Annotated in this window: 1 protein-coding gene; it reads right to left on the bottom strand. The window is 47.2% G+C overall.

Going from position 1 to position 1,517, the window contains the following annotated elements; genetic code table 11:
* Positions 1-82 precede the first annotated feature (82 nt).
* Positions 83-1,517, bottom strand: a 1,435-nt coding sequence (gene ltrA / locus QUA16_RS36650; RefSeq protein WP_333109758.1) for a group II intron reverse transcriptase/maturase, incomplete at its 5' end; no start/stop codon positions are given.

Here is a 1,517-nt window from a genome sequence, read left to right as displayed (position 1 = left end):
TGTCGGGTGAGGTTCGAGAGTCACCTCTGTCCCCTCCCCTAAGAACGCAGCATGAGAGTTTCCAACTCACTGCGCTCAAGCCTTACTTCAAGCGAGATTTGACTTGGGTTTTATGTACCTGCTTGTGGCACGGGCTGTGCAGGTGCTGAAGATTTTCCGTGTCGTCCGTTCCACCTTCAGTAACAGGCACTATATGATGGGTTTCGATTTCCTCTCCGTTGAATAGTGCTTCGCCACATTTAGGACATTTCCAGCCTTGGTTTTCTGCTATCGTATAAAGTTTAGTACCTTTATTGAAACGGGTTTTCCCAAGCTTCTGGTGGCGTTTATGCCAATACTCTTTTAACGAGGGGTCATCTGGGCTAGCGTCACCTTTGACTTTTATATGGCGCTCTATGGGGGTGTAGGCGATTTGGTATAGAGCAAGTTCTTTGTCCTTACCTCGTCTGTCGCTTGTGGTACAAGCAAAAACCCATTGATTACCCTTAGTAGTCTGGAAGTAACGCTTACGAACCCATCTTTTGCTCTTGTTGGGATGTCTACGCTTCGCCCAACGCCAAAGGTGTTGCCATATCCTGTGAGAGATATATCCAAAGGTTTCTTTGCTTACCACTCCTTTGTAGTAGTTAGCAAAACCCCTGAGAATTGGATTGAACCTCTTTATTAGGACTTCCTGTTCTACGCTACTTAGGCTTTTTATCTCCTCTCCCAAGCGTTTACAGAAGGCTAAAACCTTCTTTTTAGATGGCTTGATGAGAAGTTTACCGTTGTAGTGTCGGGAGTTGAACCCCAAGAAGTCGAAGCCATCTTCCATTGACGTGATTACCGTCTTCTCAGTGCTAAGTTCAAGACCTCGTTTTGACATCCATGCTTGAATCAGGTTCTGGGCAATTTCGAGACTTTCTCGGTCTCTCGCCGTAACGATGAAATCGTCGGCGTATCGCACCACGCCAAACTTGGGATTGGTGGCTTTTATGTAGGTTTCTAAGCCATGCAAGCCAATGTTGGCAAGTAACGGTGATATTACGCCGCCCTGTGGTGTGCCTTGTTCCGTGGGATTAAGTTTTCCTTGGAACACAAAACCCGCTTTTAACCATCCTTTGATAAGCTCACGTTTGGGAAAATTAGCCATCATGGACAGGATGGATTCATGGGCGATGTTGTCAAAGAATCCCTTGATATCAGCTTCTAGAACCCACTTGTCTCTGCCATTTTGCACCCTTATAAAGCATTGAGCTATGGCATCATGACAGCTTCTACCCGGTCGAAATCCATACGAGTGTTGCTCGAAAACGGCTTCCCATTCGGGTTCTAGCGAATTCTTTACTATTGCCTGTTCGATTCTGTCGCGCACGGTCGGGATGCCGAGCGGTCGTTTTTTTCCGTTGGGTTTTGGTATCTCCACCCTCCGGGTTGGTTTGAGGTTTCCCCCATCCCAGTTGTTTACCAGAATCACTCGCTGCTGAGGGGTATTGACCACTTCTCGGTCGATTCCTGCCGTAGCCTTGCCTTGATTG

The sequence above is a fragment of the Microcoleus sp. S13_C3 genome (assembly GCF_036700905.1).
GTDB lineage: Bacteria > Cyanobacteriota > Cyanobacteriia > Cyanobacteriales > Microcoleaceae > Microcoleus.
The sequence above is the reverse complement of the archived record's forward strand: the minus strand, read 5'-3'. Positions and strand labels throughout refer to the sequence as shown.